This is a genomic window from Brevibacterium ihuae (assembly GCF_900184225.1).
Taxonomy (GTDB): domain Bacteria; phylum Actinomycetota; class Actinomycetes; order Actinomycetales; family Brevibacteriaceae; genus Brevibacterium; species Brevibacterium ihuae.
Genome location: NZ_FXWZ01000003.1, coordinates 1,230,594 through 1,242,495, shown reverse-complemented (window position 1 = coordinate 1,242,495; position 11,902 = coordinate 1,230,594). Strand labels below are relative to the sequence as shown.

Sequence of the window (11,902 nt, the reverse complement as noted above, 5' to 3'; positions counted from 1 at the left end):
CCAACGCGCCCCGCAGGAGTGCAATTTCCGAAGGTTTCTGAGAGCGGATCAGCACTTTCTCGCAATCTCGGCGGGAGCCCCGTGCCCCGGGAGGCGCCCTGCGCACCCGGAATACGACCGCAGGCCCGGACCCCTCAGCGGGGTCCGGGCCTGCGAGGCGATCCGAAGGATTACTTCTTCGGGGAACCGGCTGCAGCCTTGAGCTTCGAGCCGGCGGACAGCTTGACCGAGTAGCCGGCAGCGATCTGGATCTCCTCACCGGTCTGCGGGTTGCGTCCCTTGCGAGCGGCACGCTCGGTGCGCTCGACGGACAGCCAGCCCGGGATGGTGAGCTTGTCGCCCTTGGCGACGGCGTTCGAGAACGACTCGAAGACGCCGTCGAGAACATCGGAGACCTGCTTCTGGGTCAGGCCGGTGCTCTCTGCGACCTCGGAGACGAGTTCACTGCGGTTCTTAGCCATAGTTGTGCCCTCCTTCAGGACATCGGATCTGTTGACCGGGTACGAACTTACCAGAGATTACCAGCTGGACTTGGTGATCCCCGGAAGCTCGCCGTTGTGCGCCATCTCGCGGAAGCGGACGCGCGACAGACCGAACTTGCGGAGGTAGCCGCGGGGGCGGCCGTCGACCTGGTCGCGGTTGCGCAGGCGGACCGGCGAGGCGTCGCGGGGCAGCTTCTGCAGAGCGAGGCGTGCCTCCTCGCGCTGGTCGTCGGTGCTCTCCGGGTGGGTGAGCTGGCGCTTGAGGGTGGCGCGGCGCTCGGCGTAGCGCGCCACGATCTCGCGGCGCTGCTCGTCACGGGCGATCTTCGACTTCTTGGCCATGTGCGCTCAGCGCTCCTCTCGGAATTCGACGTGCTTGCGGATCGTGGGGTCGTACTTCTTGAGCACGATGCGATCCGGGTTGTTGCGGCGGTTCTTGCGGGTCACGTAGGTGTACCCGGTGCCGGCCGTCGACTTGAGCTTGATGATCGGGCGGATGTCCTGTGCTTTGGCCATCAGAGCTTCACTCCCTTGGCGATGAGTTCATTCACCACGGAGTCGATTCCCCGGGCATCGATGATCTTGATGCCCTTGGTGGACACCGTGAGGGTCACCGAACGGCGCAGCGAAGGCACGAAGTAGCGCTTCTTCTGAATATTCGGGTCGAACCGGCGCTTGGTGCGGCGGTTCGAGTGGGACACATTGTGTCCGAAACCGGGAACGGCTCCGGTCACCTGGCAGGTTGCTGCCATTTCTCTCCTCCAGTTTCACTAATGCCGACGGTCCGCCGAACGGGCCGGCGTCCCGCAGGTCCGGGTACGGACCGACGGGTGGACTCGTCGAAGACATCACACATGGTTCGACACCGCTCGGGGCGCGGGTCCGGGTGCGGACCACCCCGTTCGCGGCGGTATCTCCGTGCCCCTTGACGGGGCCTGTGTCCGTCACTGCGGCCCGCGATCCCCTGGTGGGGCGCGTGCCGGCGACGAGATGTCTCATCAGCGCTGAGCTGAAGCCTGTGAGAGGGGGCCGAAGCTATGGTGCAGCGCTCAATGAGCACTGTGCCGATGTCCGGTGATCGGATCCTCGACGCCGGGCGCCCGGTACGGGACCCTGCGCGGGGAAGCAGATCGGTCATCGATCGACACAACAGAAGACCATCCTAGGGGAGCCGCCCACAGCCGGGCAAATTCAGTTGATCGACGGGTTCGGACGTGCCTACAGTGGTCTCCATGGACTGCCAGTTGGCTGCCCACGGAGCGGGGACATCGACCCGATGACACCTCCGACTCCCGACGGCACGATGCCCGGTCACGATCCGCGCAGACCCCGGATCCGGCCGGCACAGAGCGAGAACTGGGATTCCGCACCGCCGACCCGCGGCCACGCGCCCGGGGGCGGCACGGAACCCGGCGCGCTCCCTCCTTCCCCGCATCCCGCCGCCGCTCCCACGGGGTACTTCACCGGCCCCGACGGACTCCAGTGCTTCCGCTCCCCCGACGGCGCGGTGTTCTACCAGGCCTCCGACGGCCGGTTCTATCCGATCAGCGCGCTCGACCACGCGTACAGCGGAGCATCCGCCGGTGCGGCGGAGCCCGGGTCGCGGACGGGGAGCCCCGTCGACGGGCCCACCTACTACGAGTACATCGCCGCGCACACCGGCGAGCAGCCGGCACAGCCGAGCACCGGGCCGATCACCGGCGGCCAGGGCACCTCCGGAGCGGCCGGGATCGCTGGGGATCCTCCGTCAGACCGGAAGAGCCCGCGCATGCTCATCGCCACCCTGGCCGGGGTCACGGTCGTCGCACTCGGCCTCCTGCTCGGCGGGAACTTCCTCGGCCCCGACGACGGGATCCGATCGACCCAGCTCCCGAGCGACGGCTCGCAGTCGGGTCCTGCGGACGCCTCGGCGGCGGCCGGCGGGACCGAGGGGTCGGCCGCACCCACCGTCTCCGCCGGTGAGGATCTCGCCGCGATCTCCGAGTCCGACACCGCCGAGGCGCTCGAGCGGCTCGACGGCCGCTGGGTGGTGCAGCTGAGCGCCAAGCAGGACGGGCTGCGGACCGAGGGCCGGACATGGTCGGAGGAGGACATCCTCGCGGAGTTCGAGCAGAACCGCGAGGCCCACCCGGACGCGATGCTCCTGTGGAGCGGAGACTGGTCGACCTTCCGATTCAACGACTACTGGATCACGATCCTCGGCGATGCGTACGACGACCCGGACGAGGCTCTCGCGCAGTGCCGCGCGCTCGAGATCGACCGCGACCACTGCTTCGCGAAGAAGCTCTCGACGACCGAGGGTCCTGACGAGTCGACGAAGCTCAATCCCTGAGCCCGGAATCGCCGGATCGCGCCGCCGCGCGGGCGGTGGACCGCACTCACCCGCAGGGATGCCCCCTGGTCGCGTCCGCGCCGCGGAAGTCGAATCCTCGGACCGCACGAGCGGGCAGGCCCGACCTGAGAGATGCCGGACCTCCGCTGCGCACGGTCGTGGGCCTCGGGATGGATCGTCACCGCGCCCGGGTCCGGACAGCGTCCCTGCGCGCCACCGCGAGCCGCAGCCGCGGCTCGCGGTCGTCGGGCGTCCCGACGTCAGGTGTCAGGTGTCAGGCGAGCATGACGGCCGGCTCCTCGAGCGCACGACCGACGTCGGCGAGGAACCGGGAGATGATCTCGCCGTCGACCACCCGGTGATCGGCGGAGATGCCGAGCGTGGTGATCTCCCGGACGACGATCTCGTCGTCGACCACCCACGGCCGCTTGCGGACCTGCCCGAAGGCGATGATGGCGGACTCGCCGGGGTTGATGATCGGGGTGCCCGCGTCGACGCCGAACACGCCGACGTTGGTGATGGTGATCGTGCCGCCCGCCTGCGCCGCGAGCGAGGTGCGCCCGGCGCGCGCGGTCTCGGCGAGCTCACGGATGGCCCCGGCGAGCTCGGCGAGCCCGAGCATGTGGGCGTCCTTGATGTTCGGCACGATGAGGCCCCGCGGCGTCGCGGCGGCGATGCCGAGGTTGACGTAGCGGCGCTGCACGATCTCGTCGCCGTCGAGCACCGCGTTGATCATCGGATAGCGCATGGCCGCCCATGCGACCGCCTTCGCGACGATCGCGAGCGGGGACACCTTGACGTCCTCACCGAGCAGTTTCTCCGCCTTGATCCGGCGCACGAGGTCCATCGTGCGGGTGACGTCGACATCGAGGAACTCGGTGACGTGGGGTGCGGTGAAGGCGGATTCGACCATCGCCTTCGCCATCATCCGGTGCACACCCTTGAGCGGGATCCGCTCCTCCCGCTGCCCGCCGGAGCCGCCGTCACCGGGGACCGCACCTGCGTGAGCGTCGGAGTCGTCCGCGCTGCCGGCTCCCTGCTCGAGGTGGGCGAGCAGATCGGCCCGCGTGACCTCGCCGCGGGAGCCGGTGGCCGGCACCTGTGCGAGATCGACTCCGCGGTCCTTGGCGAGCTTGCGCACGGGCGGCTTCGCGAGGACGCGGCCGGAGCGCTCCGCACTGCCGGGATCGCTCTGCTCCGCCGCCGGCGTCGGGTCCGATCCTGCCGGGGAGCCGGACGCCGCGGACGACGCGGCGATCTCCGCCGGCCGCTCGGCCGACGGGGCCGCCGCGGGGGCGTCCTCGGGACGGCGGCGCGGGCGGCGCTTCGCCGACGAGGTCTTGACCCCGTAGCCGACGAGGTTGGGCCCGGCCGCGCCGTCGCCGGTCTCCGCGGGGGCGGGAACGGCCGCGGTCTGATCCGGTGCGGAGCCGTCGGCGGAATCGTCACCGGCGGAGTGATCGCCGGCCGGTCCGGCGTCCGCGTCGCCGAAGCGGACGATCGGGGTGCCGACCTCGACGGTCTCGCCCTCGCTCACGAGGAGCGCGGCGATGGTGCCGGCCTCGGGGCTCGGCAGCTCGACGAGTGATTTCGCGGTCTCGATCTCGACGAGGATCTGGTTGACGGTCACGGTGTCGCCTTCGGCGACCTTCCACGACACGATGTCGGCTTCGGTGAGGCCCTCGCCGACGTCGGGGAGGGGGAAAACACTGGACATGGATACCCTTGCTGGTCGGTCGACGGGTGGTCGGGCGCCGCCGGTCGCGGCACCGGTGTGCTCGGGAGCCCGGGGCTCAGTATCCGAGCACGCGATCCACGCCGTCGAGGATGCGGTCGAGATCGGGCAGGTAGTGGTGTTCGAGCTTGGAGCCGGGGTACGGGGTGTGGAACCCGCCCACCCGGAGCACCGGGGCCTCGAGGTGGAAGAAGGCGCGCTCGGTGATGCGGGCGGCGATCTCGGCTCCGAGGCCGAGGAAAACCGGCGCCTCGTGCGCGACGACCATCCGCCCGGTGCGGCGGACGGAGGCCTCGAGCGTGTCGAAGTCGATCGGCGACAGCGAGCGCAGATCGATGAGCTCGATGCTCGTCCCCTCCTCGGCCGCTGCGGCGACGACGTCGCGGGCCGTGGGCATGAGCGGTCCGTAGGCGACGAGCGTGAGATCGGTGCCTTCGGTGACCACCTGCGCGCGGTCGTGCGGCAGGCCGCGCTCGGCGGTGTCGACCTCCCCGCGCTGCCAGTAGCGGCGCTTCGGCTCGAAGAACATCACCGGGTCGGGACTCTGCACGGCCTCCTGGATCATCCAGTAGGCGTCGTGGGAGGTCGACGGCGAGATGATGCGGAGACCGGCATGGTGGGCGAAGACCGTCTCCGGGCTCTCGGAGTGGTGCTCGGGGGATCCGATGCCGCCCCCGTAGGGCACGCGGATGACGAGCGGCATCCGCTCGTGGCCCTGGGTGCGGTTGTGGAGCTTGGCGAGCTGCGTGACGATCTGGTCGTAGGCTGGGTAGATGAAAGCGTCGAACTGGATCTCGATGATCGGCTTGTAGCCGCGGATCGCCATCCCGATCGACGTGCCGACGATCCCGGATTCGGCGAGCGGGGCGTCGATGACGCGGTTCTCCCCGAAGTCCTTCTGGAGGCCCTCGGTCACCCGGAACACGCCGCCGAGCTTGCCGATGTCCTCGCCGATGAGGATGACCTTGTCGTCGTCTTCCATCACCCTGCGCAGGCCGGCGGTGATCGCCTTGGAGAGCGGGAGGGTGGTCGTCGTGCTCGCGGCCGGGTCGGCCGTCGCGGTGTCCGCAGCCATCTCAGCGCCCCCCGTCGGTCGTGTCGGCGAAGGAGTCGAGGTAGGCGAGATAGGCGGCCTTCTCCTCCTCGACGAGCGCGTGCGGCTCGGCATAGGCGAAGTCGAAGATCTCGCTCGGGTCGGGTTCGGGCATCTCCATGCAGGCCTTGCGGATCCGCGCGGCGAGCGCATCGGCCTCGGCGTCGACCGAGGCGAAGAAGTCGTCGTCGGCGATGCCGGTCTTCTCGAGGTGGGTCCGCAGCCGGCTGATCGGATCCTTGGCCCGCCACTCCTCCGTCATCGCGGAGTCCCGGTACTTGCTCGGGTCGTCGGCGGTGGTGTGGGCCCCCATCCGGTAGGTGAAGGCCTCGATGAGCATGGGGCCGTGACCGGCGCGCACGCTGTCGAGCGAGGCCCGGGCGACGGCGTACATCGCGATGATGTCGTTGCCGTCGACGCGGATCCCGGGCACGCCGAAGCCCTCGCCGCGCTTGAACAGCGGCACGCGGGTCTGCACGGAGGTCGGCTCGGAGATCGCCCACTGGTTGTTCTGGCAGAAGAAGAGGACCGGGGCGTTGAAGGCGCCGGCGAAGGTCAGCGCCTCGGACACGTCGCCCTGCGAGCTCGCTCCGTCGCCGAAGCACGCGATCGCGGCGCTGTCGCGCTCGAGGTCGCCGGTGCCGACGTCGCCGTCGAGACCGATGCCCATCGCATAGCCGGTCGCATGGAGCACCTGGGAGCCGATGACGATGGTGTAGGTGTGGAAGCGGTTCTCCTGGGGGTCCCAGCCGCCGTGGTTCTGCCCCCGGAACATGCCGAGCAGCGTCTCGGGCTCGACTCCGCGGCACCAGGCGAGTCCGTGCTCGCGGTAGGTCGGGAAGACGAAGTCCTGCGGCCGGGAAGCCCGTCCCATGCCGATCTGGGCGGCCTCCTGGCCGAGCAGCGGAGCCCACAGGCCCAGCTGACCCTGGCGCTGCAGGGCGTTGCCCTCCGCATCGACGCGGCGCACGAGCACCATGTCCGTATAGAAGGCCCGCAGATCCTCGTCGGTGAGCTCTGCGGCGAAGGCGTCGTACTCCCCCGAGCTCACGCGCTCGCCTTCGGGGGTCAGCATCTGAATCATTCTCGGCTCCGAATTCGTCCTCGAGTCCGGCGCCTGCGCAATGTTCGATGTCATGCCAGTCTCCTCATGTCGTGGCGGTCGGTCGAGGGTGTCGTCCGGTCGCCAGCGGCGGTGGAGCGCGGTGCGGGTGTGCTCCGCTCTCCGTGTGGTGATGCATTTCACATAGTGGATACACGCTAACGGATTCCCCGCGGCGTGCCAAACTACGCGTCCCGCGCGGAACACCTCGGCGTCCGGGACGCCGAGCCGGTGCTCTCGCCCCGCCCGAGCGGCCGAGGTCTGCTCCCACGCTACGAACGGCCGGAGGGCAGTTGTACCGGACCGTAGGTCGGCCCCGGCGAATTGTCATCCGCGCCACAATTGCTCGGACGTCGAACCATCTGCCCACGTCAGGGGTGTGCCGCGGTCGCAGAGCCGACCCGGTGCCAGCCGATGACGACTCCGTGGAGGACCCTGGAGGGCGCACTCCGGGCGTCCCCGGCGGTGCCGACCGGACCGCGCACCTGGGCAGGCGACTCTCATCGTGCACACCAGCGAGCGGCTCCGATCCTGCGCCCGAGGAGGCGGCTCTGACCTCGCACACTGGCAGGTGCCCTTGCCCGTACTCGGGCAGGTTCCTTCGCCGGGACCCAGCCCACACCCGCGCACCCACGCGCTCGCTCGGATCCTCTCATCTGCGCACCCCCACCGAGTCCTGCACGCTCTCGACCTCACCGTCGAAGAACCCGGCGACGGAATCCGTCCAGCGCACCACGGCAGGGTGTCCGGCGCGGCGGAGCCGTTCGATCGTCGAGGCGTAGACGTCTCCCCCGTGCGCGAAGCCGGGATTCGCGAGAGCCTGCTCGACCTCCTCGGGGGACCGGTCGGCGGACATCGGGTCCGCGCGCAGCTCCGAGTCGTCGAGGTCGACGGTGATCGTCGTCCAGTGCGGGAGGTCGGGGTTCCGATTCCCGTCGAGGTCGGGGACGACATCCTGCTCGTGCTCGATCGACAGTGTGGACACCTGGGAGGGGACGGCGAAGTCGGAGACGGGGCTCGCGACGGTGAGCAGACCGGTGACCCGGACGGCGGCGAGGAACTCGGGGTCGGCGGCGAGCGATGCGGCAGTGATCCCGCCCTGCGAGTAGCCGATGAGCAGGGTCTCCTCGCCCGGCGGGATGCCCGCCTGCTCGACGGCGCGGCGCACGGTTTCGCGCATGACGGTGTCGTGCCCGGCCGCACCCTCGACGTTCGTGGTGAGATCCGTCCCGTTCCCGCCGGTCCGGGCGGACCAGTCGGTGGTCGCCGGCACGTGGACGATCCAGCGGACCGTCCCGTCCGAGCCGCGGATCCGCTCGATCTGCACCCGGCCGTTCTCCCTCCCGCGGTGGCCCGCCAGGGTCCTCGCGAAGAGCTCGGACACATGGGCCGGGGCGGCGGCAGGACGACGGTCCGGAGCGCGCACGGAGTGCTCCACCTCGACCCGCGTGCGGCCGAACCATCCGCCTGCTCGTCCGGCGGCGAGCACCCAGGCGGTCACCGATTGGGAATCGTGCGGCCACGGTCCGCGGTCGCCGAACCGGGCCTGGATGCCGGGCGGGATCCCGACGACCCCGGCGACGAATCCGGGCAGCACGTGCTCGACCACGACCTCGACGCCGGTCGAGTCCTCGACGATCTCACTGCCGAGCCGCTGCAGCCCCGCCGCAGTGATCTCCGGCAGCTCGACACCGAGCGCGGACTCGAGGGCCTCATCGATCCCGAGCCGGTCCGCGACGACGAGGACGAGAGCGGTCGGGACCGCCGCGCGCAGGAGCATCGGCGCGAGGATCGGCAAGGAGGTGCGGACGAGGACGCCGAGCGCGGCGCCCGCCCCGGTGAGCACCCGGTCGAACACCCGGGCGGCGAACTCCTCGGCCGAGCGGTAGCCGAGGACGGCGGCCCCGAGCGAGGTCCCGGTGACCGCGAGGCGACCGGCGACCCCGACCGACCCGCGGACGAACTCCGCCGCCGCGAGCCCGACCTCGACCGCGGTCACGGGCGCGAGGACGGTCGACGCCTCGAGCACGGGATCGTGCTCGCCGCCGCCGATCCGCACGAGGATGCCGGCGACCTCGCGCGAGATCTCCTGCAGCTCCCCGGCGAACGCCTCGAGGTCCTCCGTGCGCGCTCGGGAGCCTCCGGAGCCCCCGTGCACGGTGATGTCATGCGCCATCGGCACCCCTCCTGCCCGATGCGGTACCGGCGGCCGGACCCACCTCGCCCGCGGCTCGGAGCACTGCGCCGGCGAGCGCGGACCGGACCCGCGCCGCTGTCCGATCCCGCAGCGCTCCCAGTCCCGCACCCACCCCGCCGTCCCCGAGCCACCAGGGGTCGGGGGCATCGCCGCGGTGCCCGAGGACTCCGAGGACGGCGCGGGGCGGCTGGGCTCCGACGAGTCCGGCGACGAGCTCCGGGAGACGCGGCGCCCGATCGATGCGACCGAACAGGATGCCATCGCTGGGATGCTCCTCCCCACCTCCGGACGGGACCCAGCGCCAGACCACGCAGCACGCACGTCCCCGCACGCCCGCGCTCGCGATGATCCGCAGCCCCGGCGCGAGGAGGTGGAACTCCCCGACGACCGGAGCACCACCGAGGATCCCCGCCGCGCGCGCCACCCACAGGGCGGAGAGATCGGGACGAGGGGAACCCGCCCGCACCGCACGGGCGAGCTCGAGTGCCCGTGTGCGCGGGCCGGCATCCACCGCGCAGCTCACCGAATGCGGTGTCATCGACTCCGGCCAGCCGGCCTGCAGGTCCGGCGGCAGGTCGAGGACCCGGTCGGCGGTGAACGGGATCCAGGTGGTGGCCCCCGGCCCGTCCGGCTGCGTGGAAGGAGATCCGGGCACAGCGGTCCCGCCCCGCTGCACCGCGGGACGCCGACTCCCCATCGCCTGCCCATCGCTCACAGCAGGAGGGCACCGGAGGGGATCTCGGCCTCGTGGACAGCAGGGACGTGCCGGGCGTAGGCGTCGACCACCTCGAGTGCGAGTTCGTGCAGCCGGGCGAGTTCGGCAGCGCGGTCGGCGAGCTCCTCCCGGAACCGATCCGCCGCCACCGACACCCACTCCGCCGAACCCCCGCGCCGGCACCGGTCCGCGAGCTCCGCGAGGGAGTCCGCGGCCTCCTGCCACATCCGCTGGTTCGTCTCGAGTTCGTCGATGAGCATGCCTCCACGGTGCTCCCTGCGACGGTCCCACCGACAGTCGCCGGATCGCCCTGTGGAAGACGGCGCACGCATCCACACCGGGCGACCGCAGCCGTGCACCGGTCGTCCCCGAGCCGGCGCAGCCATGCACCGGTCATCTCCGGGCCGGCATACCCGATACGCAGCGGTCCCTCCCCGGTCATCGGCGCACGATCCTCCGCCCCCGGGAACGCGGGGCGACCGCCGTCCGGACGCCCCGCCCGTCCGCGGAGAGTGCGTGCGAAGATGGGCACATGACTCGCGTGACTCTCGCCCAGCTCGATCCCGCCATCGCCCTCGGACCGCTCGACGGCCGCTACCGGGCCGATGCCGCCCCGCTCGTCGACTTCCTCTCCGAGGCCGCCCTCAACCGCGACCGGATCCATGTCGAGGTCGAATGGTTCATCCACCTCGCGGAGAATTCCGTCGTCCCCGGCACCCGCGCGCTCCTCGACGATGAGACGGAGCAGCTCCGCTCGCTCGTCACCGGCTTCGACCACGAGACGATCTCCCAGCTCGCGACCTTCGAGGCCGTCACGGTCCACGACGTCAAGGCCGTCGAGTACACGATCAAGGAGGCGCTGAGCCAGATCGGCGCCGACGACCTCGCCGAGCTCGTCCACTTCTGCTGCACCTCCGAGGACATCAACAACCTGTCCTACGCGGTGGGGATCAAGGGCGCGATCGAGACCGTGTGGCTGCCCCGCGCCGCTGCGCTCATCGACGCCCTCGCCGCGATGGCCGCCGACCTCGCCGACGTCCCCATGCTCTCCCACACCCACGGACAGCCGGCGACCCCGACGACGATGGGCAAGGAGCTCGCCGTCGTCGTCCACCGCCTCCACCGGCAGTACGACCGGATCGCAGCGACGGAGTACCTCGGCAAGATCAACGGCGCGACCGGCACCTACGCCGCCCACACGGTCACCGTCCCCGGCGCCGACTGGCCCGCCCTCGCCCGCGCGTTCGTCGAGAAGCTCGGCCTGACCTTCAACCCGCTCACCACTCAGATCGAGTCCCACGACTGGCAGGCGGAGCTCTACGCCGACGTCGCGCGGTTCAACCGGATCGCCCACAACCTCGCGACCGACATGTGGACCTACATCTCGATGAACTACTTCACCCAGATCCCGGTCGAGGGTGCCACCGGTTCGTCGACGATGCCGCACAAGGTCAACCCGATCCGGTTCGAGAACGCCGAGGCGAATCTCGAGCTCTCGTGCGCCCTCCTCGACTCGCTCGCCTCGACCCTGGTGACGAGCCGGATGCAGCGCGACCTCACCGACTCGACGTCCCAGCGCAACATCGGCGTGGCTCTCGGGCACTCGGTGCTCGCGCTCAACAACCTCGTCAAGGGCCTCGACAAGCTCGCGATCAGCACCACCGCCCTCGATGCGGACCTCGACGCGAACTGGGAGGTGCTCGCGGAGGCGATCCAATCGGTCATGCGCGCCGCGTACCTCCAGGGCGTGCCCGGGATGGAGAACCCCTACGAGAAGCTCAAGGAGCTCACCCGCGGCCACCGAGTGGGGCGTACGGAGCTCGAGGAGTTCGTGCGCTCGCTCGGTCTGCCGGAGGCGGAGACCGAGCGGCTCGCCGCGCTCAGCCCGGCGACATACACCGGCCTGGCCGCGGATCTCGCCCGCGCCGAGGCCGCCGCCTGGCAGAACCGCCCGACCGACCGCACGCAGGCCTGACCCCCGGCCGACCGCGCACAGGGCTGGTCCCCGGCCGCTCCGTCCGAGTAGCCCCTGGCGGTCCGGTCGCACGGTGCGGCCCCGGGCCGGTCAGCACTCCGCTGCATGCGCCGGTCCGATCGGTCGCGCGCCGCAGCGGCAACGGGAACTGCACCGGTCAACAGAAGCTGCAGTGGACGACTGAACTCGCGCACCGAACCGACAACGAAAACTGCGATGACTGGCGGAAACTGCGAAGTTTCCGTCGGCCATCGCAGTTTCTGTCGTCATC

General features: G+C 70.7%; 12 protein-coding genes. 2 read left to right on the top strand and 10 right to left on the bottom strand.

All coding sequences use genetic code 11. From position 1 onward, the window contains the following. Positions 1-170 precede the first annotated feature (170 nt). The 4 genes from C1A17_RS10885 to rpmB are packed head-to-tail and all read right to left on the bottom strand — an operon-like array spanning position 171 to position 1,234. Positions 171-461, bottom strand: coding sequence for an HU family DNA-binding protein (locus C1A17_RS10885; protein WP_101652989.1), 291 nt, complete (start codon positions 459-461; stop codon positions 171-173). A gap of 57 nt (positions 462-518) precedes the next feature. Then, on the bottom strand, positions 519-824 hold the full coding sequence (gene rpsN / locus C1A17_RS10880) for a 30S ribosomal protein S14 (protein WP_101652988.1): 306 nt from the start codon (positions 822-824) through the stop codon (positions 519-521). Positions 825-830: 6 nt separating this feature from the next. Further along, positions 831-998, bottom strand: coding sequence for a 50S ribosomal protein L33 (gene rpmG / locus C1A17_RS10875; RefSeq protein ID WP_101652987.1), 168 nt, complete (start codon positions 996-998; stop codon positions 831-833). Next, positions 998-1,234: a 50S ribosomal protein L28 gene (gene rpmB, locus C1A17_RS10870; protein WP_101652986.1), complete on the bottom strand. Its 237-nt coding sequence runs from the start codon at positions 1,232-1,234 to the stop codon at positions 998-1,000. Before rpmB ends, rpmG begins: the two co-directional genes overlap by 1 nt. A 524-nt stretch (positions 1,235-1,758) precedes the next feature. Between rpmB and C1A17_RS10865 the strand changes: the two genes are divergently transcribed. Then, positions 1,759-2,814, top strand: a complete 1,056-nt coding sequence (locus C1A17_RS10865) for a hypothetical protein (protein WP_101652985.1) — start codon at positions 1,759-1,761, stop codon at positions 2,812-2,814. A 274-nt stretch (positions 2,815-3,088) separates the two neighbouring features. Here C1A17_RS10865 and C1A17_RS10860 read toward each other — a convergent pair whose 3' ends face one another. From C1A17_RS10860 to C1A17_RS10835, 6 genes are all read right to left on the bottom strand, one after another. Next, entirely contained in the window at positions 3,089-4,531 is a 1,443-nt protein-coding gene (locus C1A17_RS10860) for a dihydrolipoamide acetyltransferase family protein (protein ID WP_101652984.1), read from the bottom strand. A gap of 76 nt (positions 4,532-4,607) precedes the next feature. After that, positions 4,608-5,624, bottom strand: a complete 1,017-nt coding sequence (locus tag C1A17_RS10855) for an alpha-ketoacid dehydrogenase subunit beta (RefSeq protein WP_101652983.1) — start codon at positions 5,622-5,624, stop codon at positions 4,608-4,610. Position 5,625: 1 nt separating this feature from the next. Next, positions 5,626-6,726, bottom strand: coding sequence for a pyruvate dehydrogenase (acetyl-transferring) E1 component subunit alpha (pdhA, locus tag C1A17_RS10850; RefSeq protein ID WP_180953304.1), 1,101 nt, complete (start codon positions 6,724-6,726; stop codon positions 5,626-5,628). 670 nt (positions 6,727-7,396) lie between these two features. After that, the gene (locus C1A17_RS10845; RefSeq protein ID WP_101652981.1) at positions 7,397-8,920 is read right to left on the bottom strand and encodes an alpha/beta hydrolase; all 1,524 of its coding nucleotides are present in this window, start codon (positions 8,918-8,920) and stop codon (positions 7,397-7,399) included. Next, on the bottom strand, positions 8,910-9,596 hold the full coding sequence (locus C1A17_RS10840; protein ID WP_101652980.1) for a hypothetical protein: 687 nt from the start codon (positions 9,594-9,596) through the stop codon (positions 8,910-8,912). The genes C1A17_RS10845 and C1A17_RS10840 overlap by 11 nt, the downstream gene beginning before the upstream one ends. 56 nt (positions 9,597-9,652) lie before the next feature. Further along, a complete protein-coding gene (locus C1A17_RS10835) occupies positions 9,653-9,916 on the bottom strand; it encodes a hypothetical protein (RefSeq protein WP_101652979.1) in 264 nt (87 codons plus the stop codon). 272 nt (positions 9,917-10,188) lie between these two features. On the opposite strand from C1A17_RS10835, the gene purB reads away from it, so the two are divergent. After that, positions 10,189-11,631, top strand: coding sequence for an adenylosuccinate lyase (gene purB / locus C1A17_RS10830; protein ID WP_101652978.1), 1,443 nt, complete (start codon positions 10,189-10,191; stop codon positions 11,629-11,631). Positions 11,632-11,902: the final 271 nt, after the last annotated feature.

Bases quoted from the DNA above. Each gene is read 5' to 3' on its own strand.
- purB (WP_101652978.1), top strand. From the start codon at position 10,189: ATGACTCGCGTGACTCTCGCCCAGCTCGATCCCGCCATCGCCCTCGGA.
- C1A17_RS10865 (WP_101652985.1), top strand. From the start codon at position 1,759: ATGACACCTCCGACTCCCGACGGCACGATGCCCGGTCACGATCCGCGC.
- rpmB (WP_101652986.1), bottom strand. From the start codon at position 1,234: ATGGCAGCAACCTGCCAGGTGACCGGAGCCGTTCCCGGTTTCGGACAC.
- C1A17_RS10835 (WP_101652979.1), bottom strand. From the start codon at position 9,916: ATGCTCATCGACGAACTCGAGACGAACCAGCGGATGTGGCAGGAGGCC.
- rpsN (WP_101652988.1), bottom strand. From the start codon at position 824: ATGGCCAAGAAGTCGAAGATCGCCCGTGACGAGCAGCGCCGCGAGATC.
- rpmG (WP_101652987.1), bottom strand. From the start codon at position 998: ATGGCCAAAGCACAGGACATCCGCCCGATCATCAAGCTCAAGTCGACG.
- C1A17_RS10845 (WP_101652981.1), bottom strand. From the start codon at position 8,920: ATGGCGCATGACATCACCGTGCACGGGGGCTCCGGAGGCTCCCGAGCG.
- C1A17_RS10885 (WP_101652989.1), bottom strand. From the start codon at position 461: ATGGCTAAGAACCGCAGTGAACTCGTCTCCGAGGTCGCAGAGAGCACC.
- C1A17_RS10860 (WP_101652984.1), bottom strand. From the start codon at position 4,531: ATGTCCAGTGTTTTCCCCCTCCCCGACGTCGGCGAGGGCCTCACCGAA.
- C1A17_RS10855 (WP_101652983.1), bottom strand. From the start codon at position 5,624: ATGGCTGCGGACACCGCGACGGCCGACCCGGCCGCGAGCACGACGACC.
- pdhA (WP_180953304.1), bottom strand. From the start codon at position 6,726: ATGATTCAGATGCTGACCCCCGAAGGCGAGCGCGTGAGCTCGGGGGAG.